This window comes from Nonomuraea sp. NPDC004702, assembly GCF_053601695.1.
Genome location: NZ_JBSGCE010000007.1, coordinates 118,990 through 139,367 on the forward strand (window position 1 = coordinate 118,990; position 20,378 = coordinate 139,367).

A 20,378-nucleotide genomic window follows, 5' to 3' on the forward strand; every position below is an offset into this window, starting at 1 on the left:
GCCGGTCCGCCGGCACGTACGTGGTCCGGCGGCGGAACGTCAGCCGCTCGTCACGCGGAGGTGGCGTCGAGCGTTCGCAGGAAGTCCTGGAGCGCGCCGATGAAACCCGCCGGGTCCTGGAGGTGCACGAAGTGGTCACCGTGGAGTGTCACCAGCCGGGTGTGCGGCCGCCGCTCGGCCATCTCGTGCGCCTGACCGCGGGTGATCGGGCTGTTCTCGCCCACCAGAAGCAGCGCGGGGACGTCGGTCGCCAGCCAGTCGGCCCAGTGGTCGCCCCAGTTGGCGCGTTCCGACTCGACCGTGTCGTGGGGGTGGAACGGCAGGCGCCAGCCGCCGTCCGGCAGTTGCCGCAGACCGCCCGCGAACATCGGACCCGCCGCGCCGAGCCCGGCAACCAGCTCCTCACGGGTGGCGGCCTCGTACGGAGTGGACAGCAGGAAGTCCAGACGGCTCGGGCCTGAGACGACGGCGCCGATCTCCTCGACGACCAGGGCGCGGACGAGGGCCGGGTGACGGGCGGCGAGCTGGTAGGCGTTCAGGCCGCCCAGAGAGTGCCCCAGAGCCACGACCGGGCCGGCGTCCAGGTGCTCCAGCAAGGCCGCGAGGTCGGCCACATACCCCTCGCGGGAGTAGTCCGTGGCTCGGTCCGACTCGCCGTGCCCTCGCTGGTCGGGCGCGATGACCCGCCAGTGCGGACCCAGCTCGGCCGCCAGGCCGCTCCACATCGCGCCCTGGCCGAGATGTCCGTGCAGTGCCAGCAGGGGCCGGCCAGGGCCGCCGAAGTCGAGGTAGGACAGGTGGCGTCCGTCCAGATCCAGTGCTGCGCGTACCGGGGTGGGGATCGCGCTCGGCATCTCGGTGCTCCGATCGTTTCGGTCTCCGACCAGGCGGTTCCGGCTGGATGTGTGCACCGTAGACTGCGGAGGCGCCTACGGCCAAGCGCGCCCTAGTGCGGTTGGTTCAAGTGGGATGATGCGGCTGGGGCAACGGCCGAGCCGAGCGTCGGTGCACTAGTGCGGCCCCATGAAGGGAGTTCTGTGATGAGCCCTGCCGAGCCCCCCGCTGATCCGCCCTTCCTGCGCATCACCGCCGAACTGCGCCGACGCGTTGAAAGCGGCGAGCTCCGTCCCGGTGAGCTGCTGCCCTCCACGCGGCAGATCGTCCGGGAATTCGGCGTCGCCATGGCCACCGCCACGAAGGCGCTGACCGCCCTGCGGCAGGCCGGCCTGGCGCGGCCGGTTCCCGGAGTCGGCACGGTCGTCGACACGCCGGGCGTCCGCCCGAGGACGCCGCACGATCGCAGACGTCCGACGGCGTCCTTGGACCGGGGCCGGATCGTCCGCGCGGGGTTGGCCATCGCGGACGCCGAGGGGCTGGCCGCACTGTCCATGCGCCGCCTCGCCGCCGATCTGGACGTCACCACCATGGCCCTCTACCGCCACGTCTCCAGCAGAGAGCAGCTGATCCTGCTCATGACCGACGCCGCCTTCGGCCAGTTCCCGCTTCCGGAGCCCTTGCCGCCCGGATGGCGCCACCGCCTGGAGACGGCGGCCAGGCAGCAGTGGGCCATGTACCGGCGTCACCCGTGGCTGGCTCAGGCCATTTCCTTCACCCGCCCGCTGCCCGCTCCCCGCGCGATGGTCCACAGCAAGTGGATGATGCGCGCCCTGGACGGGCTCGGCCTGGACCCGGCCACGAGCCTGCACATCCATGTCTGCGTGGCCGCCTACGTCCGGGGGGTGGCCGCGAACCTGGAATCCGAGGCCGCGGCCGTGGCCCACTCGGGGATCACCGACGAGCAGTGGATGGACACCCGCAGCACACCGGCGCTGATGGGGCCTTCAGGCGAAACGGCGTTCCCGAATCTCGCACTCGTCCCATTCCGTTCACTCGACCTGGACACCCTGTTCGAGTTCGGGCTCCACCGCCTCCTGGAGGGCATCGCGACGCTGATCGCCGGGCCGCCGCCCTGACGACGTCGACCAGGATGCGCCGCGGCTCAGATCCCGGCGCACAACAAGATCGCCGCGACGACGATTCCGCCCTCGATGACCAGCACGAGGGCCTGGGCGTTCATCCGGGCGACGGTTCTTCTGCCCAGCCACGCGCCGGCGACGACGGCCGGGGTGAGAGCCAGACCGAGGAGGAGCACATGGACGGACAGCAGGCTGCCCGCGCCATAAGCGACGATCTTGGTCAGGTGGATGACCAGGGAGGCGGCCGCTTCGGTGCCGACGTACGCGCTGCCGATGACGCCCTTGACCAGGAAGAACGGGGCCGCGAGCGGTCCTGCCGCCCCGAACAGGGCTGAGACGAGTCCGCAACCGGCGCCGATGGCGGCGAACGTCTTGTCGGCCGGCGCCGCGCGGACCGGCTGGAAGCGCCGCCAGAAGACGGTGACGACGAGAAACGCGCCGAGAACGCGCTTGAGCGGTTCGACCGGCACGTAGGGCAGCAGGAGACCTCCGGCCAGGGCGAAGGGGATGGCGCCCAGGGCGTACCACTTGATGAGCCGCCACTGGACCGCGCGCCGGTTGAACCAGACGCGGCCGCCGTTACTGGCCAATTGAGTCAGTGTGAGGGTGGGCAGGGCCACCTGAAGACCGAACAGGGCGGTGAGCGCGATCAGCATCAACACGCCGCCGCCCACGCCGCCCACCGACGACAGCCAGGCCAGAGCGAAGGCCAGCAGTGACGCGGTCATCAGCGCGGGGATGAGGCCGGTGGACGACCCAAGAGCCGACGCGCTCAGTCGCGAGATCCCACCGGGCAGCTGCTGGACGAACAGGACGACGGTCGGGCACACCGGAAGGCCTCTCCGGCTCCCACGCTCGCGGGAACCACGACCTCCAGGCTTTTGCCCCTTCAGTTGACCGGTGGCCACCGAAGCCGCCGGCGGTGTCGCTCGGACCAGGCCCACCAGACCTGCATGAAACGGGCCGGGCGGCGGAACCCTAGACACTCACCCGACACCGTACTCTCCGGCGACGGTCGTGCGCAGGGTCTCGGTCCACCAGTCGAGCAGACGGTCCCGGGCGGTGTCGTCCAGTCCGACGCTCCGGCGGAACTCGTCGCCGAACAGCGGCTCCGTCGCGACGGCTTGGTGCAGCGCACACACGGTCAGCTGGATCGCCTCGCGGGACGGCGGCGTCCGCCCGGTGGCCGCGCACTGCTGCCGAGCCTGGGCGTGCAGCCGGTCCACCACCTCGTCCAGCATTCCGCTGCCGGCGTCCCGCCAGCCGGAACGGTGCAGCGCGAGCGCCAGTTCGGCGTAACCACCGGCGTACAGCGCGGCCAGCGTGCGCACCAGCTCGGCGGGATCGATCGGGGCGTCAGCCCACGTGTCGAGCACGGTGCGCAGTTCGGCCTTCAGTCTGGCCCCGCCGAATCGCAGCAGCGACTCCAGCAGCCGGTCACGCGTGCCGAAGTGGTGGTTGACCGCGGCGTCGGACACGCCGACCTCCGCGGCGACGGCGCGCACCTGCACGGCGGCGGGGCCACCCGCGGCGAGCAACCTGCTCGCCGCCTCGAGGATCAGCCGCTTGGCATCCTCAGGCTGACGTCGTACTCGGGTGGCCATGCGCACACCTTACCTTGACCGGCCAAGGCAGCCTCCCTTACCTTGATGGCTCAAGGTAAGGAGGTGGCGCGTGCAGGGGCACTTCGCGATTCCGGCGATGACCGAGCTGGCGGCGGCACTGGGTGTCACGATCGACGATCCGGCTCCGCCCCGCGAGATCCACTTCTCCCGCGCGGGCTGCCGGTTGCACGGGCTCGACTGGGGCGGAACGGGATCTCCCGTCCTGCTGTTGCACGGTGGCGCGTTGACCGCGCACACGTGGGACTTCGTCTGCCTCGGCCTGCGCGGCGCTGCCCGGCTGATCGCGCTGGATCTGCGAGGTCACGGCGAGAGCGGCTGGTCCGGCGACTACCGCCCAGGCACCCTTGCGGCCGACGTCGTCGCCGCGGCCGACCATCTCGGCTTCTACCGGGTCCACCTGGTCGGCATGTCGCTGGGCGGCGTCATCGCGGCCCACGTCGCCGACGAGCATCCCGGGCGGGTGGAGCGGCTGGCGCTCATCGATGTCGCACCCGGCGTGGACTTCGACAGCACCTGGCGGGTGCGGACGTTCATCAGCGGGCTCGGTCCGGTGCGGGATCTGGAGACGGTGGTGGAGGCCGCGATGCGGGTCAATCCACGCGCCCACCGGCCCAGTGTCGCCTACCGCATGAGCACGCTGTTCCGCCGGGCACCCGGCGGCGGCTGGGCGCCGAAGGGCGATCCACGGCCTCCGGACTTCCCCGCCATCCTGGCGGCCATCGATCGGCTGCCCGCCCAGCTCAGCAGGACGCCGGTACTGCTCGTGCGCGGCGGACGCAGCAGGGTGCTCCCCCAGGCCGCCGCCGAACGCCTGGTCGCGCACGTCCCGAACGGCGAGCTCGTGGTCGTGCCGGACGCCGGGCACAACGTCCAGGAGGACAATCCGGCCGCCCTGATCACCGCGTTACATGCCTTCCTGACACGTTGACCGCGTACCGCCGGACCGCGAAAGGAGAACCACCGCATGTCCGCACGGACGATCGAGCTCACCACGCCCCCCTCGGTGAAGGTCGGCATGCTCATCCGCCGCCCCGTCCACGAGGTGTTCCAGGCCATCGTGGACCCCGCCATCACGAGCAGGATCTGGTACACCAAGAGCAGCGGGACGATGACCCCAGGCGCCGAGTTGACCTGGGAGTGGGAGATGTACGGGGCGTCGACTCAAGCCTCGGTCGAAGAGGTGGACGAAAACAGTCGGATCCGCTTCACCTGGGGCAACTACGCGCCCGACGCCCCCACCACAGTCGAGTTCCGTTTCATCCCCATGCCCGACGACACCACCTACGTCCAAGTCACCGAAACCGGGTTCACCGGCACCGGCGACGAGCTCGTCCACCACGTAACCGACTCCACCGGCGGCTTCACGTTCCTGATCAGTGCCCTCAAGGCGCTGCTGGAGCACGACATCGTTCTCGGCCTCGTCGCCGACGCCGACCCGAGCGGACTGTCAGCCTGAAAGAACAGGCGTCATCGCAACACCTTTTTGTCCTGTCCGTTCATATGTTCCAGGGAGCCAGATGGACCAGCTGGTGGAGGACGATCCGCGCAGGCTGGGGCCGTACGAGCTCGTCGCCCGGCTCGGCGAGGGCGGCCAGGGCGTCGTCTATCTGGGACGCGACCCCTCCGGCCGCCAGGTGGCCGTCAAGCTGCTGCACAACGGCCTGCTGACCGATCCCGGCGCGCGCGCCGGGTTTTTGCGGGAGGTGGAGATCGCCCGGCGGGTGGCCAGGTTCTCCACCGCGCCCGTGCTCCACGCCGACCTGGCGGGCCGGCGGCCCTACATCGTCAGCGAGTACGTGCCGGGCCCCTCGCTGCGCGATCTGGTCGCCACCGAGGGACCACGGCAGGGGGCCGCGCTGGAGCGGCTGGCGATCAGCACCGCCGCCGCGCTGGCCGCCATCCACCGGGCCGGGGTGCTCCACCGCGACTTCAAGCCGGCCAACATCCTCATGGGACCCGAGGGCCCGGTCGTGATCGACTTCGGCATCGCCCGGGCCCTGGACGCGCCGGGCAACACCTCGACGGGCCCGCTGATGGGCACGCCGTCCTATCTGGCGCCCGAGCAGATCGGCGGCGGGCAGGTGACGGCCGCGGCCGACGTCTTCGCCTGGGCCGTGACCATGGTGTTCGCCGCCTCCGGGCGGCCGGCGTTCGGCGCCGACTCCACCCCCGCCGTGATCAACCGCATCCTGAACGAGCAGCCGGCCGTCTCCGGGCTGGACGGCGTCCTGCTCCGGCTCGTCACCGCCGGCCTGTCGAAGGACCCGGCCGCGCGGCCGAGCGCCGACGACCTGGTCACCGGGCTGACCTCGCGCGGGTTCGCACCGGTACCGGCCGCCGGGTCTCCCCTGCCGCCGGAGCGTCAGGCCGGCCGGGCGCGGCGGCGCGCGCTGCCCGCGGCGGCCGCCGCCGCGACGGCGGCGCTGCTCGTCGCGGGCGGCGTGCTGATCATCGCGGACGGCCCGCCCCCGCCGCCCCCGGCCACGATCGGCTCGGCCGCTCCCCCGCCGTCCGGCACCACCACCGCCCCGGCCCCGGCCGCGGTCACCGCCTCGCCGCAGGAGGTCAGGAGCACGGCGCGGCGGACGTCGTCCCCGCCGGCCACGCAGCGGGCCCGGCCCAGGACCTCGGCCCCCGCGACCCGGCCGGCCAGGACGGACGACGCGGTGAGCAGCCCCATCGACGACGGCTCGGCGCCCCACCCGACGCCCGCCCGGAACACCGAGAAGCCGCCGGAGCCCACGCGCGAGCCGTCGCAGCAGCCCACGCAGGCACCCACCCAGCCGCCCGCCCAGCCGCAGCCGCCGTCCCCGATGGAGAACCCGTTCACCTGCATCCCGTCGATGTGCTGAGGCGCGGCCATCCCGCGATGGAATTCGCGGAACCTACCGCGCCGTCACGCATTGACCTGACTTACTGTCGATGCATTGTTGCTACTGCCCGTCCCAGTCCGGTGCGTTGCCGTGACGAGGCCGGGCGGCGCTTCGAGCCAGTGTTGTCGGGGGGTGGCTGCCCACCGGCTCGTACAGCCGCTCGGGGCCGCCGCCCTGCCACTGGTCCACCCCGCACGACACCGGCGGGGATGGGGCGGGCCGCGGCGACGTGCGCGGGGTTGTCGTGTGGACAGTGGCGGCCAGGCCCTACGCCGACACCGACACGGCACCGACACCAGCACCAGCACCGGCACCGGCACCGGCACCGGCACCGGCACCAGCACCGGCACCAGCACCGGCACCGGCACCAGCACCGGCACCGGCAACAAACCGAATGCGCCGAACCGGCCGGGTGGTGTTGCATACCAACGTGACCGGCCGACCCTCGCACTGCTCCATCAGCAGTCGACCGCACGCGGGTGCCGACGCAACGCCGGCCGCCCACGGGACGTACCTTGCAACCGCGTCCCCACCGACGACGCCCGCCATTTCGGCCCCATCCCGCTGCCGCGCCCTCCCGAGCAGGCCGACGCGCTCACGCCCACCCTCACCGCGGCCGGCCGCCGGCTCAGCGGCGACGGCTCCAGCACGGCGCTGCTTCGAGGTGAGCCGGACGTGAGCGCTCTCCTTGACCGGCCCATGACGGGCCGGGACGACCATGGCCTCGGGGCCGCCATGCCCGGCCGCGCCGGGCTGGTCACGACGTAGAGGACGCTCGGCCAGGCCACGGGCCTGCCCCGCACACATCGACTCCAGCAGGGAGAGGCACCGAACACGTGAAGGACACCGAGATCCCCCGGGCGGTGGCCGCGGCCGTCGACACGGCCGCCGAGTACGGCCTGGGCGCCGACGACGCCGCTGTGCTGCACAACTCGAACCGGATCGCCGTCCGGCTGCGGCCCTGCGGCATCCTCGCCCGGGTCGCGCCGCTCGCGCACCGCCCCGACTTCGAGGTCGAGCTCGTCCGGCGCCTCGCCGGGACCGGCAGCCCGGTGGCGGGGCTCGATCCGAGAGCCGAGCCGCGCGTCCATCTCCGTGACGGCTTCGCCGTCACCCTCTGGACCTACTACGAGCCCACCGCCGCACCCGAGGACCACCCGCCCGCCGCCTACGCCGACGCCCTGGCCCGGCTGCACGCCGGCCTGCGCCGCATCAACCTCGCCGCCCCGCACTCCACCGCACCGCACACCGGCCTGCGCCGCGTTGACTACGCCGCACCGCACTTCACCGACCGTGTCGCCGACGCCCTCCGGGTGGTCGAGGACCCCGCCGTCAGCCCGGACCTCGGCGCCGCGGACCGCGCCCTGCTGACCGACACCCTCCACGGAATCAGCCGCGCGATCCTGGACCGCGGCCCGCGGCAACAGCTCCTGCACGGCGAACCGCACCCCGGCAACCTGCTCGCCACCGCGGACGGACCGCTCTTCATCGACCTGGAGACCGCCTGCCGCGGCCCCGTCGAGTTCGACCTCGCCCATGCTCCGGAGGACGTCGCCGCGCACTACCCAGGCGCCGACCTTGGGCTGCTCGCCGACTGCAGGATCCTCAGCCGCGCCCTCGCGGTCTCCTGGCGTTGGGACCGCGACGACCAGCTCCCCGACGGGCGCAGAAGGGGCCGGGAGTGGCTCGCCCAGCTGCGGGCCGACCTCGACCGCCGCGAGCACGCCCCCGGTGGCGGCCACTGAGCGGCGGCTCCGCCGTCCCGCGGCCCGTTTCCAACGGATGCCGTCGGAGGGCGTGCCCGCCTACAGCGGCAAGCTGCTGGTCCCGGAACTGGACGAGCTGCTGGAGGTGCGGTTCTGGACCACCTCCCGCGAGGTCGCGATCCGCGCGGTCGCGACGGCCCGCCGTGGCACCGCCGAGTGCGGTCGCTCCGGCGATGACGCGCTCAAGGACGTGGCCGCCTTCAACCAGTGGGGATGGCGTGGCGTGCAGGCCCTGGTCACCACGGATGCCTGGACGGAGCACGGCGACCCTGGTGCCCAGGCGACGATCGTGGCCGCTCGGCGCGGGCTGTCGGCGGAGGTGACATGGGCCTGGCCGTTCGAGATGGACGGCGAGCCCGACCCGCGTGTACTGCTCCAGGGCACTGCGTCGGCCACGTCCGTGCCGGCAGCCGTCGGCGGCGACCCTGCCAGGTCCGCACCCTCCCCCGCCACGCGGTCGGCCTCGGCCGCGATGGCGGCGGCCCTGCCTCCTGCCTCTGCGTACGGCAAGGACATGGTGTCGTGGCCGGTCCAGGGAGCGCGCCAGGCTCGCATGAGCTGATCTGCGCGGATCCCTTTCATGAGCAGAACGCCTACGACGGAGCGCGCGCCGTTACCCGTCGCCTGATCGGCGAGGTATCAGTCCGCGAGGTTGGTCGAGGCCGGCCACCCGGCGGCCGTGGTGTTCGAACAGGACGGCGACGGCTCTCGCATCAAGTCTGCGACCTGCGGAAACGCTGAACCCTGCGCTCAACCCTGATCTCGCGGAAGGCCTCACTCCGGGACGCAGTGCACGCGGGAGTAGACGTTGAGCAGCCGGTCCGTGGGATTCTTGGCCTTGACCTCGTAGCTGCGGGGTTTGCCGTCGGCGTCGAACACCAGGGCCGCCTTGGACACGATGACGTCCGGCACGGCCGCCTCGTTGTACAAGTCGGTGATCTCGTAGCCGCCGCTCACCGCGATCTGCCCGCGCAGGCACTTGCCGATGTAGGACCCCGCAGTGCGCGGATGCAGCAACGCGCTCAGCGTGCCCTGGAATTGGCCGTCGAACGGGTTCGGCCCCTCAGGACCCGTGGGTCCGGCAGGGCCCGCGGGACCGGTGGGGCCGGCGGGACCGGTGGGGCCGGCGGGACCCTGCTGGTTCCAGGTGATGACCCGCTCCCCGGCCGCGCAGCCCTCCGGCCCCGGCTCGCCGGCGGGCGCCAGTTCCGTCTGCGTCGTCGGGGTGGGCGACGGGGTGGCCGTGGGCTGCGCGGTGCCGGGAACGCGCAGCGTGCCGCTTGACGTGACGCACGCTGTGATCACACCGTCGGAGGCCACCACCCCGGCGACCGCCACCCCCGAGCCTCCCACGATCAGCCCCGCCATCGCTCCGACCGCCAGCATGGTCTTCCTGCCGCTCATCGTGCCCCTTCCTGCCGTATGACGACCCCACGCCGTCGGGATGACGCCCACCGTCGTGCATGGCACTGGTATCTGGCTTGGAAGTCATTGCGACTCATTGCGATCTTCAGGGCGTCCGAGCGATCACCCGGAAGATCCCGCGCCGGTCGGGGCCTGCTGCAGGGCCCGGTCGAGCCAGAGCAGCCGCCGCGGGCCCATGGGCGGGGTGCTCTGGCGCAGGTCCAGCAGCCAGGGCCGGGACGGCAGGAGGTCGTGGGTGAGCCTGGTCCACGTGGCGAGGTGGTCGCGCCAGGCCAGGTTCCCGCGTTCGGGCGGTGCGGGCACGGCGCTGTCCGCCATGACGGTCAGCAGTTCGTCCTTGTTGCCGACGTATCGGTAGAGCGCCATCGGAGCGACGCCCACCTGGGCGGCGACGTTGCTCATGGAGACGGCGGCCAGCCCCTCGGTGTCGGCGATCTCGACGGCGGCGGTCGTGATCGTGGCCAGGTCCAGGCGCGGCCTCGGGCCTCTGCGCGTGATGGGTTCGCGGCCCCACATCCGCGCCACGACGGGTGGCAGCTCTTCGTCGCCGTCGCCGGGGCGCCCTGGTGGGCTCCCTGACGGGATGCCTCGACAGTGCGAGGTTCCCCGGCGAGGGCGAGCGCATGGAGCAGGCGATGCGGACCTACCGGCTGGTCTTCCGTCCCAGGCCGGCGGCCTTCTTCGCGCGCAGTCCGGCCGATCTGGCGTGGGCCGCGCTCCGCGGGCAGCCCGGCGCCGGCGAGTTCGCCGACGCCAGGTGGCCCGCGCACCCGCACATCAACGTGGCACCCGAGGCGCGAGGGACCGGCTCCGCCGGCGGGCTGATGACCCGGTGGCTCGACCGGCTCAGGAAGGCCGGATCTCCGGGCTGCCGCCTGCAGACCCTGGTCGAGAACACCCGGGCGGTGCGGTTCTTCGAGCGCATGGGCTTCGCCGAGCACGGCCCGGCACCACCGGTGCCCGGCCTCCGCCACCACGGCCGACGAGTCCACCGACGGACGACGGTCTGGAGCGCCGGCCGCGCCGCCGAGGAGGCCGGAACGCGGACGTCCGTCGAGCGCCCATGATCCCGGGCTAAACCCAGTGGCCGTTCCAGAGGTGGACAGCGAGAATACGATCATGACTAGAGGCACGGTGAAGTTCTTCCTGCCCGAGAAGGGGTGGGGAGCGATCTCCTCCCCCGACCTTCCGGCAGATCGTGATGCGTTTGTGCACTTCAGCGATATCTCGGCGAGTGGGTATCGCGTTCTGGAGGCCGGTGACGAGGTCGAATTCGACTGCGTCCAACGGTCACAGGACAGCTTCGATTACGTGGCCGAGAACGTCCGCGTGCTGTAGCGGAGGACAGGATGAGACGGCCGGCGCCGGCGGCGGCCGTACCTTCATGACGACGGCGGCGTAGGCAACACTGGGCGGCAGGCAGGCAGGCCGCCGTGGCGCTCTGCCGTCCATCGCATCGGGATCGTGCTCGTCGCGAACGACAAGGACCATGTCACCACCGACCCCGCCGTCGAGTCCGTGACCATCGACCTCTCACGGGAGCCAGGTCTCGTGCAGGTGCAACCACGTGGCGGACTGGAGGACCACGGTGGACTGCCGGGTCCTGTCCGGCTGAATCTCCTGGTAGGTGGCCGCCACGAGCGCGCCGTCGGAGGCGATGATCCGTACGTCGCGGATCTCGATGGTCAGCTCCGGCGCCCTGCCGTGGAGTGCCTCGACCTCGGCGAGGACCTGGTCGCGGGTGAGCGTCCGGCCGTCGGGGGTGATGAGCGTGAAGCCGGGGGCGTGGGCGTCGGCGAAGCGGGCGAACTCCTCCCGCGCGGCGGCGCCGGTCAGCCAGCGTTCGATGACCTCGTGGTGACGGACGATCTCCGCCTCGACGCCGTTCACCGGTTCGCCCAGGGCTGGGCGGCGATCCAGGTGCGTAGCGGCGTCAGCCGGAGGCCCAGCAGTTCGGCCGCCGCGGGGTCGGGCGCGAACAGGTCGCGGTCGGCGGCGGCCCAGCGGTAGGTGGCAGCCACCGCGGCGGCCGTCGGCGCGCCCAGCGCCATCGTCAGGCCCGACGCGAACTCGGCCGGATCCTGCGCGGCGTAACGGGCGCCGAAGGCGGCCGCCAGCTCGTCGCCGGTCACCACGTCGGGCCCGCCGAGCCTCAGCACGGCTCCCTCCAGATCGTCACGCACGAGCGCGGCGTGCGTGGCGGCGGCCAGGTCGTCGTGCGAGAGCCAGGGGACCGGCAGGTCGGCGGGCAGCGGGTAGCGCAGCACGCCCTCGGCCGCCAGCGGCCCCGTCACCCACGGCGCGGCCAGGTTGTCCAGGTAGACCGGCGGGCACAGCACCACGACGGGCAGTCCGGCCGACCGCAGCGTCCGCACCGCCCAGCGGCGCGTCTCGAAGGCCGCCACCTGCGTGGCGGCCTCGGGCAGCCGGTTGGCGGTGTTGAACACCAGCCGCCGCACCCCGGCCGCCAGCGCGGCGTCGCGCACATGATGGACGTGGGCGGCCACCGTGTCCGGCTCGTAGACCATGGGCAGCGTCACCGAGGCGTGCGTCACCCCGGCGAAGGCCGCCTTCACCGCCTCGGCGTCGCCGAGGTCGCCGGCGACCGGCTCCACTCCGTGCGGCACGCGGCCGCTCCTGGTCAGGCCGCGCACCGTGTGGCCCTCGGCGACGAGCCGCCGCGCGACCGCGCCACCCTGGGCGCCTGCCGCGCCGATCACAAGAAAGGTCATGCCGGACAGCCTCCACCGAGTCGGCGATACGCTCCATAAAGCGAAATATCGGTTTATTTAAGGATCGTCCGGTGGATGGTGACCTGCTGAGCGCCCTGCTGGCCCCGCTGCGGCTGGAGGGTGTCTTCCACAGCCGCTGGCAGGCCGGGGCGCCCTGGGGCGTCGCGGGCGAGGCCGAGGACTGCGCGCTGCTGCACTATGTGCACGAGGGCACATGTGCCGTCGAGTTGCCCGGCGCCGAGCCCGTCCTGCTGCACGCCGGGGACCTGGCCGTCTTCCCGCACGGCAGCGCCCACCGGCTGGGCGACCGGCCGGGGCGTCCCGCCGTGCCGCTGGCGGCTGTGCTGCCCGAGCGGCCGCAGGGCGGCGTGCGCACCGTCGAGCTGGGCGGGCCCGGCGAGCGGACCGTCCTGCTCTGCGGCGGGCTCCACTACGACCGGGCCGCCGGCTCGCCGATCTACCGGGCGCTGCCACCCGTCCTGGTGCTCGACCGGGCCACGCTGGAAGGTCACGGGCTGCTCGGCGGCATCCTAGGACGGCTGGCCGGCGAATGGGACCTGGCCGAACCCGGCGCGACGCTGGTCGCCCTGCGCGCCTTCGAGCTGGTCTTCGTGCTGGCGTTGCGGGCCGCGGTGGGCGAGATGGCCGAGGGCTCGCCGGTCCTGCGGGCGTTGCGTCACCCGGCGATCGGGGCGGCGCTGCACGCCGTACAGACGAGGTTCGCCGAGCCCTGGACGGTCGAGTCGCTGGCCGCCCAGGCCGGGATGTCGCGCTCGGCGTTCGCGGCGACCTTCCGCGAACTGGTCGGCGAGGCGCCGATCCGGCACCTGACCGCCCGCCGCATGCAGGAAGCCGCACGCCTGCTGAGCGAGACCACGCTCCCCCACAGCCGGATCGGCGAACGCGTCGGCTACCACTCGACGGTGGGCTTCCACCTGGCCTTCCGCCAGCAGTACGGGACCACCCCCGGCGACTACCGCCGCCGCTGGACACAGGACACCGCACCCGGGACAGCAGACGTGACGCGGAACCCGCCCTGGTGACGGTGATCTTCCGGGGAGTGCCGGGGTCGTCGGTCACCGTGACGTTCGTCTTCCCGGATTTCGTGGTGGTCCCGACGTCGTACGGCTCCGCCGGAAGCGTCAGCTTGACGTGCCCCGAGCCGGACGTCACACCGACCGGGCGTGCGCGGCACCACCCATGCCCCCGGAGGAAAAGAGCTCAGTAACGGCGGTGCGGCCCCCGCTACACTCTGCGCGCATGCGCCTCAGGATGATCTTCATGTTGCTCCTGGTCTACGCCGTCACGGCGGCGCCCTTGTTCCTGCCCGGTGAGCTGCGCGTGGTTATCCAGCCGGCCACTACAGACGCGGCCGAGGTGTACTACGAGCCCGTCTCCCCTGTGATGCTCAGATCCTACGAGGGCATCGAGCCCTTCAACCGAGCGCAATTACTGGCGGAGCAGCGGGCCGAGGCGCATCCGGACGACCTTGCTCCGCCGTACATCGCCCATGGCGGACCGTACCGGCTCGTCGCCCCCTACGTCACGGCGCGAGGACGCGCGCTGGCCGCTGCGGTGCTCTCGGGGGCGTACTGGTCCGAGGGGAGACAGGTCAGGTTCGACATCGTGCCGGAGGTGCGGCGGGTGGCGAACAGTCAAGCGGCGCTGAGCCGCGTGTTCCACGCGGATGAGCTGCAGGACGAGCCCGCCACCCTTGCGGGGTGGATCGACGAGGAGGCCAACCGGGTCGTCGTCGAGACGAACACCTTCGACCAAGATCTGCGCCACAGACTCGCAGAGCGATACAAGGGGGTCGTCGTGGTGAAGTGGGATCCGTTCGGGCAGCGGGCGGTGCTTCAGTAGGAAATGCCGGCTCTTGCCCGAACTCGACGTGACGCAGCGTCGGGACCCGGCTGTCGCCCGACGCCGAGTCGCAGCCTCCCGCCGCGCCAGTTTCGCCGGCGGACCTGACGCAGCACTACGTGGCGTCTGGTCGCAGGCCCTTTTCGATGAGGTCGATCAGGTCGTGCACGGCTGGATCGGCGAGTTCGTCGGGGAGTCCGCGCAGGGGGCCGTCGATGAGCAGGACCGCCAGGCCGTGGACGCATGACCAGACCAGGAACTCGGCTCCTGGACGGCGTTCGGGGGACATCAGGCCGCAGGAGACCAGGTCGTCCAGGGCGGCGCCAAGCAACTGGAACGGGGTCAGGCCGCCTGGTCCGGCGGAGGCGGGGACCTGGGCCCGGGTCATGTCGTCGGGGACGTAGAAGGTGACGCGGAACAGGCCGGGTTCGGTGCGGGCGAAGCGCAGGTAGCCGGTGCCGACGGCGCGGAAGCGGGCCAGGGCGGTCCGGGTTGGGTCGCCGGTCGGATCGAGGGCGGCGAGGTCCTCCTCCATGGCGTGGGCGAGTTCGGCCATGGCTCGGAGTGAGACCGCCTGCACCAGGGCGTCGCGGTTGGGGAAGTGCCGGTAGGCGGCGTTGGGGGCGACCCCGGCCTGCCGGGTGACCTCGCGCAGGGTGATCGCGTCCGGGCCTCCGGCGCGGGCCAGTTCGGTGCCCACCTCCACGAGCGCCTGATGCAGGTTGCCGTGGCGGTAGGTGTCGCGGGTGGGTCTGCCGGGGCGCTCGGGCATGGCCGGAACCTCTCATGTGGACGGCGTCCACAAAAGTATGCCATACTCCTCTCGCCTTCAGATGTGGATGCCGTCCACATATCGTTTTACCTGGTCAGGAGTTCGTGAAATGAGCCGGAAGATCGTAGCTGGGCTGTTCGTCTCGCTGGACGGGGTGGTGGAGGCACCGGAGCGGTGGCACTTCCCGTACCTGAGCGAGGAGATGGGCGCGGCGGTGGGCGGCATGTACGCCGAGGCCGACACGCTGCTGATGGGCCGGGTCACCTACGAGGCGTTCGCCGCGGTGTGGCCGCACCAGAACGGGGAGATGGCCGAGGCGATCAACGGCATCACCAAGGTCGTGGCCTCCACGACCCTGACCCAGGTCACCTGGAACAACTCCACCTTGATCGAAGGGGACCCGATCGCGGCGGTCAAGGAACTCAAGGACCAGCCCGGCGGCACGATCACGCTGTCGGGCAGCATCAGCCTGGTCCGCGCCCTGCTGGCAGCCGGTCTGCTGGACGAACTGCGGCTCCTGGTCCACCCACTGGTCCTCGGCACCGGCATGCGCCTGTTCCCTGAGGGCACCCCGCCCGTCCCGCTGGAGCTGACCCGGTCGGCCGCCTTCGCCAACGGCGTCCTCGACCTGACCTACCGGCCTGTCTGATCCCCCTTTGATTCACCCTCACCGACCGAGAACGGAACCCTCATGAACGACGTCCAGATCAAGGCCGAGACCAGGACGCTCCAGGTGCCCGGTGCGCGTCTGCACTACGAGGTGCGGGGGGCCGGGCCGCTTCTGCTGATGATCCCCGGCGCACCCGCCGACGCCGGGGCGCTGGCCGGGCTGGCAGCCATGCTGGCCGACCGCTACACCGTGGTCACCTACGACCAGCGCGGCCTGTCCCGCAGCCCCCTCACCGGGCCACCCGCCGACACCGACGTCACGGTCTTCGCCGCCGACGCCTCCCGGCTGCTGGCCGTCCTGACCGACGAACCCGCCTACGTGCTGGGCAACAGCGGCGGCGCGCTCACCGCCCTGGAACTGGCGGCCCGCCACCCCGAGCAGGTGCGCGCCCTCGTCGTGCACGAGCCGCCGCTCCCGGAACTGCTGCCCGACCACGACCGGTGGCGGGCGGCGTTCCAGGACGTGCACGACACCTACCGCGACCACGGCGCCGGCGCGGCGATGGGCAAGTTCATCGCCACCGTCGACGGGCCGGACGCCCCGCCGCCCGCCATGCCCGACCCTTCCCGGATGCCGCCCGAAGCGCTGGAGATGATGGGCCGCATCCAGGGCAACCTCGACTACTTCCTGGGCCACGTCCTGCTGCCCGTGCTGCGCTTCGAGCCGGACGTCGCCGCTCTGCGCTCCGGTTCCGTTCCGATCTTCGTCGGCGTCGGGGCCGCCTCCGGCGACGGCGTTCCCGCTCTGTCGGCCAAGGCGCTGGCCGACCGGCTCGGCACTGTGCCGCTGGTGTTCCCCGGCGACCATCAGGGCCTGGCGATGGACCCTCTCACCAGCGCCGACATCATCCGCAGGGCCCTGGCCTGACCCTCATCAGCAGCAACGGAGCTGAACCGATGCTGCTGGTGGCCCAGTAGAGGGTGGCCACGGCGAGCGTGTCGTCGAGCTCGCTCGACCATCTATTGCGGTCCGGCCTCGGAACGGCTCGCGGTGGCAGGGAGAGTCACGCGGAAGGCGGTACGGCCTGGCCGGCTCTGGAGGGACACGGCTCCCCCATGGGCGAGGGTCACGGCCTTGACGATGGCCAGCCCGAGCCCGCTGCCGCCCAGGGCACGCGAGCGGCCCTTGTCGGCGCGGACGAACCGTTCGAACAGCTCCTGCTGGATCTCCTCGGGGATGCCCGGCCCGTCGTCGGTCACGGTCAGCTCCACCTCCCCTGACAGGACGCGCACGGATACCGTCACCGTGGTGCCCCGAGGGGTGTGGAGGGCGGCGTTGCCGAGCAGGTTCACCACCACCTGGTACAGACGCGCGGCGTCGCCGATCACGGTCACCGGGTCTTCCGGCAGTTCCAGTCGCCAGAGGTGGTCGGGGGCCGAGACTCGGGCGTCGCCGGTCGCGTCAATCACCGCGCGGGTCAGGTCGACCTCCTCGCGGGCCAGCGACCGTCCCGCGTCGATCCTGGCGAGCAACAGCAGGTCGTCGACGAGCGTGCCCATCCGTGCCGACTCGGCCTCGATCCGCTCCAAGGAGTGCCCCACCGCGGCCGGCAACTCGGCGGCATGACGGCGAGCCAGCTCCGTGTGAGCCCGAATGGTGGCCAGAGGGGTTCGCAGTTCATGGCCGGCGTCGGCAGCGAAGGTCCGCATCCGCTGCTCGCTGGCGTGCCGCCGGGTGAGCGCATCAGCTACGTGCCCGAGCATCCGGTTGAAGGCCTCGCTCAGCCGGCCGATCTCCGTACGCTGGTCCTCAACCGGTACGCGGTCGGGCAGCGCCACCTCACCGCTGGACAACGGAAGCGTGCTGACCCGCTGCGCCGTGGCAGCCATCCGCTGCAGCGGCCGCAGGGACAGCCGCACCCACAGCGCGCCCGCCGTCCCCGCCGCGGCCATCACCACGGCGAACACCACCAACTCAGCCAAGATCAGCCGGTGCACCGTGGCCTCGACTCCCTCCATCGGGAGCCCGTCGATGAGCACGTCGCCGTCCTTGCCCCGGGTCGCCATGACCCGGTAGTCGTCCAGCTCGGACAGCTCTACGGCGTGGCCGCGCCCGTCCGCCGGTACGGCGGCCAAGGCGGCGACGTCCTGGGCGGAGAGACTGGACTCGGCGTCGTCCGCGCTGCGGGACCGGACCACGGCTGCGTTGATCACCTGGCCGTTCACCATGCGCACGCCAAGGGTGCCGATCGACTGACCACGGCTGTCGCCGCGCTCGCGCTCCTCCTCCCGGCGGTGCTCCAGTGTGACGGCGAACCGGCCGGCCGCCATGGACAACTGCTGGTCCAGCCGGTCCACCAGGAAGCGCTCCAGCTCGATCGAGGTGCCCACGCCGATCGTGGCGCAGGCCAGCGCGAGCAGGACCAGCACTCCGGCCATCAGCCGGCCGCGGAGGGTGTGCGGCCTCATGATGGCTTGAGCACGTAACCCACGCCCCGCACCGTGTGGATCAGCGGCGTGCGCCCGGAGTCGATCTTCTTGCGCAGGTAGCTGATGTAGAGCTCCACCACGTGCGCCTGGCCGCCGAAGTCGTAGGACCAGACCTCGTCCAGGATCTGGGCCTTGCTGAGCACCCGGCGCGGATTACGCAGGAGGAGACGCAGCAGTTCGAACTCGGTCGGGGTGAGTTCCACCAGCTCCCCCGCGCGGGTCACCTCCCGGGCGTCCTCGTCCATGGTCAGGTCGCCGACGACCAGCCGGTTCCCCGCGGCGATCTGGGCCATGCCGGCTCGGCGCAGCAGGCCGCGCAACCGGGCGACGACCTCCGCGAGGCTGAACGGCTTGGTGACGTAATCGTCGCCGCCTGCCGTGATCCCGGCGATCCGGTCCTCCACCGCGTCCTTGGCGGTGAGGAACAGCACACACACCTGCGGCGCGTCCGCCCGCAGGCGACGCAGCACCTCCAGGCCGTCCAGGTCGGGCAGCATGATGTCGAGCAGCACCGCGTCCGGCCGGAACTCACGGGCCACGTTCACGGCGACGGCACCACCGCCCGCGGTGCGGACCTGCCAGCCCTCCTCGCGCAGCACGGTGCCGAGCACCTCGGCGAGGTCGGGTTCGTCCTCGACGACGAGCACGCGAACGGGCGCGCCGTCGGCGCGGCGCAGTTCGGGAAGTTCACGGGCACTGGCTTGCATGGTGTCTATCAGGATCCCCCTGTCCGCTCTGCGGACCGTCTGTCTCACCTATGAGAACCCTCTGAAAGGCGGAGATATGCCTCGTTCAGAGGGAACAGAGAAGTTCGGCTGGCAGTGTGCTCGCGATGGAGAAGGAACTCCGCCCAAGGGGGACGATCGTGAGCATCGCTTCGGCCGGACGAGTCGCGACCGGGGCAGGGACAGGGACAGGGCGGCGCGGAGCCGTCCGCGCCCATCCCGCCGCCGTCCTGTCGGTCATCGCCGCAGGGGTGCCGGCCGTGCTGGGCCTGTGGTGGTGCGGTACCCCACGTGTCGCCGGCCTCGGGGACTGGCTCAGCGGGGCCGGCCGGATCACCGGTCTGCTGGCCGCATACGGGATCGCCGTGCTGCTCGCGCTGATGGCCAGGGTCCCGCCGCTGGAGCGCGGCGTGGGCTCCGATCGCCTCGCCCGCTGGCACGCGATGGGCGGTCGCTACGTGGTCGCACTGGCGACGGCCCACACGCTGCTGATCATCTGGGGCTACGCCGTGGCGGACGGCACCGACGTGGCGAGCGAGACGGTGACGCTGAACCTGTCGTACCCCGACGTGCTCGCGGCCACGGTGGCCGTACTGCTCCTGGTGGGCGTGGGCATCATCTCGGCACGCGCGATCCGGCCGCTCCTGCGCTACGAAACCTGGTTCCACCTGCACTTCTACACCTATCTGGCGGCATGGCTGGCCTTCGGGCACCAGTTGTCGACCGGCAGCGAGTTCGTCGGCTCGCCCGTCGCCCGCGCCGCCTGGTACGCCCTCTATCTCGGGGTCGCGGCCGCGCTCGCCTGGTACCGGTTCCTCACTCCGATCCGCCAGGCGCTGCGGCACCGGCTCAGGGTCGACCGGGTAGAGCCGGAGGCGCCGGGCGTCGTCTCCGTCTACCTCTCCGGCCGCCGCCTGGACAGGCTGAGGGTCGAGCCGGGTCAGTTCTTCCGATGGCGGTTCCTCACCAGGGATCTGTGGTGGTCAGCCAACCCGTACTCGCTGTCGGCCGTCCCCCAGCCCGACGAACTGCGCATCACCGTCAAGGACCTGGGAGACCAGAGCAGACGTCTCGCTCGTCTGCGACCGGGTACCTGGGTCGTCGCCGAAGGCCCCAGCGGCGCGTTCACCCCTGGCCGGCGACGCCACGGGCGCAAGGTGCTGCTCGTGGCGGGCGGGGTCGGCATCACCCCGCTGCGTGCCCTGTTCGAGTCGATCCCCGCCGCGCCCGGCGATCTCACCCTCCTCTACCGCGCACGCAGCGAAGAGGATCTGGTGTTCCGTACGGAGCTGGAGGAGATCGCCGGCCGGCGTGAGGCGGCCCTGCACTATTGCGTCGGCCCGCGCGACCAGGTCGGAGATCCGTTCACGCCGGAGGTGCTGGCACGGTTGGTGCCCGAGCTGGCGCGGCACGAGGTCTACGTGTGCGGCCCCACCGGGATGACCGGCGCGGCGGTGTCCGCCCTGCGCGCCGCCGGAATACCTGATCGCCACATCCATCATGAGTCGTTCGAGTTCTGAGG

At 71.9% G+C, this 20,378-nt stretch carries 24 protein-coding genes; 14 read left to right on the forward strand and 10 right to left on the reverse strand.

The window, feature by feature from the left end; genetic code table 11:
* Positions 1–50 precede the first annotated feature (50 nt).
* The gene (locus tag ACWEJ6_RS11910; RefSeq protein ID WP_452423263.1) at positions 51–854 is read right to left on the reverse strand and encodes an alpha/beta fold hydrolase; all 804 of its coding nucleotides are present in this window, start codon (positions 852–854) and stop codon (positions 51–53) included.
* A gap of 186 nt (positions 855–1,040) precedes the next feature.
* Here ACWEJ6_RS11910 and ACWEJ6_RS11915 point away from each other — a divergent pair, with 186 nt between their 5' ends.
* Positions 1,041–1,973, forward strand: coding sequence for a TetR/AcrR family transcriptional regulator C-terminal domain-containing protein (locus ACWEJ6_RS11915; RefSeq protein ID WP_452423265.1), 933 nt, complete (start codon positions 1,041–1,043; stop codon positions 1,971–1,973).
* Between the two features lie 26 nt (positions 1,974–1,999).
* Here ACWEJ6_RS11915 and ACWEJ6_RS11920 read toward each other — a convergent pair whose 3' ends face one another.
* Together ACWEJ6_RS11920 and ACWEJ6_RS11925 are read right to left on the reverse strand one after the other, a co-directional pair.
* Entirely contained in the window at positions 2,000–2,806 is an 807-nt protein-coding gene (locus tag ACWEJ6_RS11920; protein ID WP_452423267.1) for a TSUP family transporter, read from the reverse strand.
* 156 nt (positions 2,807–2,962) lie between these two features.
* Positions 2,963–3,580 (reverse strand): TetR family transcriptional regulator, encoded by a 618-nt coding sequence (locus ACWEJ6_RS11925; RefSeq protein WP_452423269.1) that lies wholly within the window; start codon positions 3,578–3,580, stop codon positions 2,963–2,965.
* Between the two features lie 70 nt (positions 3,581–3,650).
* Between ACWEJ6_RS11925 and ACWEJ6_RS11930 the strand changes: the two genes are divergently transcribed.
* From ACWEJ6_RS11930 to ACWEJ6_RS11955, 6 genes are all read left to right on the forward strand, one after another.
* Positions 3,651–4,529 carry an alpha/beta fold hydrolase gene (locus ACWEJ6_RS11930; RefSeq protein ID WP_452423271.1) on the forward strand — a complete coding sequence of 293 codons (879 nt, stop codon included), beginning with the start codon at positions 3,651–3,653 and terminating at the stop codon, positions 4,527–4,529.
* A 36-nt stretch (positions 4,530–4,565) separates the two neighbouring features.
* Positions 4,566–5,057: an SRPBCC family protein gene (locus ACWEJ6_RS11935; RefSeq protein ID WP_452423273.1), complete on the forward strand. Its 492-nt coding sequence runs from the start codon at positions 4,566–4,568 to the stop codon at positions 5,055–5,057.
* A 61-nt stretch (positions 5,058–5,118) separates the two neighbouring features.
* The gene (locus tag ACWEJ6_RS11940) at positions 5,119–6,453 is read left to right on the forward strand and encodes a serine/threonine-protein kinase (RefSeq protein WP_452423275.1); all 1,335 of its coding nucleotides are present in this window, start codon (positions 5,119–5,121) and stop codon (positions 6,451–6,453) included.
* Positions 6,454–6,720: 267 nt separating this feature from the next.
* A complete protein-coding gene (locus tag ACWEJ6_RS11945) occupies positions 6,721–7,242 on the forward strand; it encodes a hypothetical protein (protein ID WP_452423277.1) in 522 nt (173 codons plus the stop codon).
* Positions 7,243–7,310: 68 nt separating this feature from the next.
* Positions 7,311–8,219: a phosphotransferase gene (locus ACWEJ6_RS11950; protein ID WP_452423279.1), complete on the forward strand. Its 909-nt coding sequence runs from the start codon at positions 7,311–7,313 to the stop codon at positions 8,217–8,219.
* Between the two features lie 52 nt (positions 8,220–8,271).
* Positions 8,272–8,802: a hypothetical protein gene (locus ACWEJ6_RS11955; protein WP_452423281.1), complete on the forward strand. Its 531-nt coding sequence runs from the start codon at positions 8,272–8,274 to the stop codon at positions 8,800–8,802.
* A 212-nt stretch (positions 8,803–9,014) separates the two neighbouring features.
* Here ACWEJ6_RS11955 and ACWEJ6_RS11960 read toward each other — a convergent pair whose 3' ends face one another.
* Positions 9,015–9,644, reverse strand: a complete 630-nt coding sequence (locus tag ACWEJ6_RS11960; RefSeq protein ID WP_452423283.1) for a hypothetical protein — start codon at positions 9,642–9,644, stop codon at positions 9,015–9,017.
* Between the two features lie 123 nt (positions 9,645–9,767).
* Positions 9,768–10,181, reverse strand: a complete 414-nt coding sequence (locus tag ACWEJ6_RS11965; protein WP_452423285.1) for a TetR/AcrR family transcriptional regulator — start codon at positions 10,179–10,181, stop codon at positions 9,768–9,770.
* Between the two features lie 119 nt (positions 10,182–10,300).
* Between ACWEJ6_RS11965 and ACWEJ6_RS11970 the strand changes: the two genes are divergently transcribed.
* Both ACWEJ6_RS11970 and ACWEJ6_RS11975 read left to right on the forward strand, forming a co-directional pair.
* On the forward strand, positions 10,301–10,732 hold the full coding sequence (locus ACWEJ6_RS11970; protein WP_452423287.1) for a GNAT family N-acetyltransferase: 432 nt from the start codon (positions 10,301–10,303) through the stop codon (positions 10,730–10,732).
* A 52-nt stretch (positions 10,733–10,784) separates the two neighbouring features.
* On the forward strand, positions 10,785–11,003 hold the full coding sequence (locus ACWEJ6_RS11975) for a cold-shock protein (RefSeq protein ID WP_387675774.1): 219 nt from the start codon (positions 10,785–10,787) through the stop codon (positions 11,001–11,003).
* A 195-nt stretch (positions 11,004–11,198) separates the two neighbouring features.
* Here ACWEJ6_RS11975 and ACWEJ6_RS11980 read toward each other — a convergent pair whose 3' ends face one another.
* Together ACWEJ6_RS11980 and ACWEJ6_RS11985 are read right to left on the reverse strand one after the other, a co-directional pair.
* Entirely contained in the window at positions 11,199–11,555 is a 357-nt protein-coding gene (locus tag ACWEJ6_RS11980) for a DUF4440 domain-containing protein (RefSeq protein WP_452423289.1), read from the reverse strand.
* On the reverse strand, positions 11,552–12,397 hold the full coding sequence (locus tag ACWEJ6_RS11985) for an SDR family oxidoreductase (RefSeq protein WP_452423291.1): 846 nt from the start codon (positions 12,395–12,397) through the stop codon (positions 11,552–11,554). Before ACWEJ6_RS11985 ends, ACWEJ6_RS11980 begins: the two co-directional genes overlap by 4 nt.
* A 71-nt stretch (positions 12,398–12,468) precedes the next feature.
* On the opposite strand from ACWEJ6_RS11985, the gene ACWEJ6_RS11990 reads away from it, so the two are divergent.
* On the forward strand, positions 12,469–13,440 hold the full coding sequence (locus tag ACWEJ6_RS11990) for an AraC family transcriptional regulator (protein ID WP_452423293.1): 972 nt from the start codon (positions 12,469–12,471) through the stop codon (positions 13,438–13,440).
* A 217-nt stretch (positions 13,441–13,657) separates the two neighbouring features.
* Positions 13,658–14,260 (forward strand): hypothetical protein, encoded by a 603-nt coding sequence (locus tag ACWEJ6_RS11995; protein WP_452423295.1) that lies wholly within the window; start codon positions 13,658–13,660, stop codon positions 14,258–14,260.
* 115 nt (positions 14,261–14,375) lie between these two features.
* Here the strand turns inward: ACWEJ6_RS11995 and ACWEJ6_RS12000 are convergent, their stop codons facing one another.
* On the reverse strand, positions 14,376–15,032 hold the full coding sequence (locus ACWEJ6_RS12000; RefSeq protein ID WP_452423297.1) for a TetR/AcrR family transcriptional regulator: 657 nt from the start codon (positions 15,030–15,032) through the stop codon (positions 14,376–14,378).
* 109 nt (positions 15,033–15,141) lie between these two features.
* Between ACWEJ6_RS12000 and ACWEJ6_RS12005 the strand changes: the two genes are divergently transcribed.
* Both ACWEJ6_RS12005 and ACWEJ6_RS12010 read left to right on the forward strand, forming a co-directional pair.
* Positions 15,142–15,681 carry a dihydrofolate reductase family protein gene (locus ACWEJ6_RS12005; protein WP_452423299.1) on the forward strand — a complete coding sequence of 180 codons (540 nt, stop codon included), beginning with the start codon at positions 15,142–15,144 and terminating at the stop codon, positions 15,679–15,681.
* A 42-nt stretch (positions 15,682–15,723) separates the two neighbouring features.
* Positions 15,724–16,569, forward strand: a complete 846-nt coding sequence (locus ACWEJ6_RS12010) for an alpha/beta fold hydrolase (protein ID WP_452423301.1) — start codon at positions 15,724–15,726, stop codon at positions 16,567–16,569.
* Between the two features lie 92 nt (positions 16,570–16,661).
* Here ACWEJ6_RS12010 and ACWEJ6_RS12015 read toward each other — a convergent pair whose 3' ends face one another.
* Positions 16,662–18,110, reverse strand: a complete 1,449-nt coding sequence (locus ACWEJ6_RS12015; protein WP_452423303.1) for a sensor histidine kinase — start codon at positions 18,108–18,110, stop codon at positions 16,662–16,664.
* On the reverse strand, positions 18,107–18,838 hold the full coding sequence (locus tag ACWEJ6_RS12020) for a response regulator transcription factor (protein WP_452423305.1): 732 nt from the start codon (positions 18,836–18,838) through the stop codon (positions 18,107–18,109). The genes ACWEJ6_RS12015 and ACWEJ6_RS12020 overlap by 4 nt, the downstream gene beginning before the upstream one ends.
* A gap of 158 nt (positions 18,839–18,996) precedes the next feature.
* Here ACWEJ6_RS12020 and ACWEJ6_RS12025 point away from each other — a divergent pair, with 158 nt between their 5' ends.
* Positions 18,997–20,376, forward strand: coding sequence for a ferredoxin reductase family protein (locus ACWEJ6_RS12025; RefSeq protein ID WP_452423307.1), 1,380 nt, complete (start codon positions 18,997–18,999; stop codon positions 20,374–20,376).
* Positions 20,377–20,378 lie beyond the last annotated feature (2 nt).

Bases quoted from the DNA above. Each gene is read 5' to 3' on its own strand.
- ACWEJ6_RS11915 (WP_452423265.1), top strand. From the start codon at position 1,041: ATGAGCCCTGCCGAGCCCCCCGCTGATCCGCCCTTCCTGCGCATCACC.
- ACWEJ6_RS11940 (WP_452423275.1), top strand. From the start codon at position 5,119: ATGGACCAGCTGGTGGAGGACGATCCGCGCAGGCTGGGGCCGTACGAG.
- ACWEJ6_RS11960 (WP_452423283.1), bottom strand. From the start codon at position 9,644: ATGAGCGGCAGGAAGACCATGCTGGCGGTCGGAGCGATGGCGGGGCTG.
- ACWEJ6_RS11995 (WP_452423295.1), top strand. From the start codon at position 13,658: ATGCGCCTCAGGATGATCTTCATGTTGCTCCTGGTCTACGCCGTCACG.
- ACWEJ6_RS12015 (WP_452423303.1), bottom strand. From the start codon at position 18,110: ATGAGGCCGCACACCCTCCGCGGCCGGCTGATGGCCGGAGTGCTGGTC.
- ACWEJ6_RS11935 (WP_452423273.1), top strand. From the start codon at position 4,566: ATGTCCGCACGGACGATCGAGCTCACCACGCCCCCCTCGGTGAAGGTC.
- ACWEJ6_RS11985 (WP_452423291.1), bottom strand. From the start codon at position 12,397: ATGACCTTTCTTGTGATCGGCGCGGCAGGCGCCCAGGGTGGCGCGGTC.
- ACWEJ6_RS11975 (WP_387675774.1), top strand. From the start codon at position 10,785: ATGACTAGAGGCACGGTGAAGTTCTTCCTGCCCGAGAAGGGGTGGGGA.
- ACWEJ6_RS11965 (WP_452423285.1), bottom strand. From the start codon at position 10,181: ATGTGGGGCCGCGAACCCATCACGCGCAGAGGCCCGAGGCCGCGCCTG.
- ACWEJ6_RS12000 (WP_452423297.1), bottom strand. From the start codon at position 15,032: ATGCCCGAGCGCCCCGGCAGACCCACCCGCGACACCTACCGCCACGGC.
- ACWEJ6_RS12005 (WP_452423299.1), top strand. From the start codon at position 15,142: ATGAGCCGGAAGATCGTAGCTGGGCTGTTCGTCTCGCTGGACGGGGTG.
- ACWEJ6_RS12020 (WP_452423305.1), bottom strand. From the start codon at position 18,838: ATGCAAGCCAGTGCCCGTGAACTTCCCGAACTGCGCCGCGCCGACGGC.
- ACWEJ6_RS11910 (WP_452423263.1), bottom strand. From the start codon at position 854: ATGCCGAGCGCGATCCCCACCCCGGTACGCGCAGCACTGGATCTGGAC.
- ACWEJ6_RS12010 (WP_452423301.1), top strand. From the start codon at position 15,724: ATGAACGACGTCCAGATCAAGGCCGAGACCAGGACGCTCCAGGTGCCC.
- ACWEJ6_RS11925 (WP_452423269.1), bottom strand. From the start codon at position 3,580: ATGGCCACCCGAGTACGACGTCAGCCTGAGGATGCCAAGCGGCTGATC.
- ACWEJ6_RS11970 (WP_452423287.1), top strand. From the start codon at position 10,301: ATGCGGACCTACCGGCTGGTCTTCCGTCCCAGGCCGGCGGCCTTCTTC.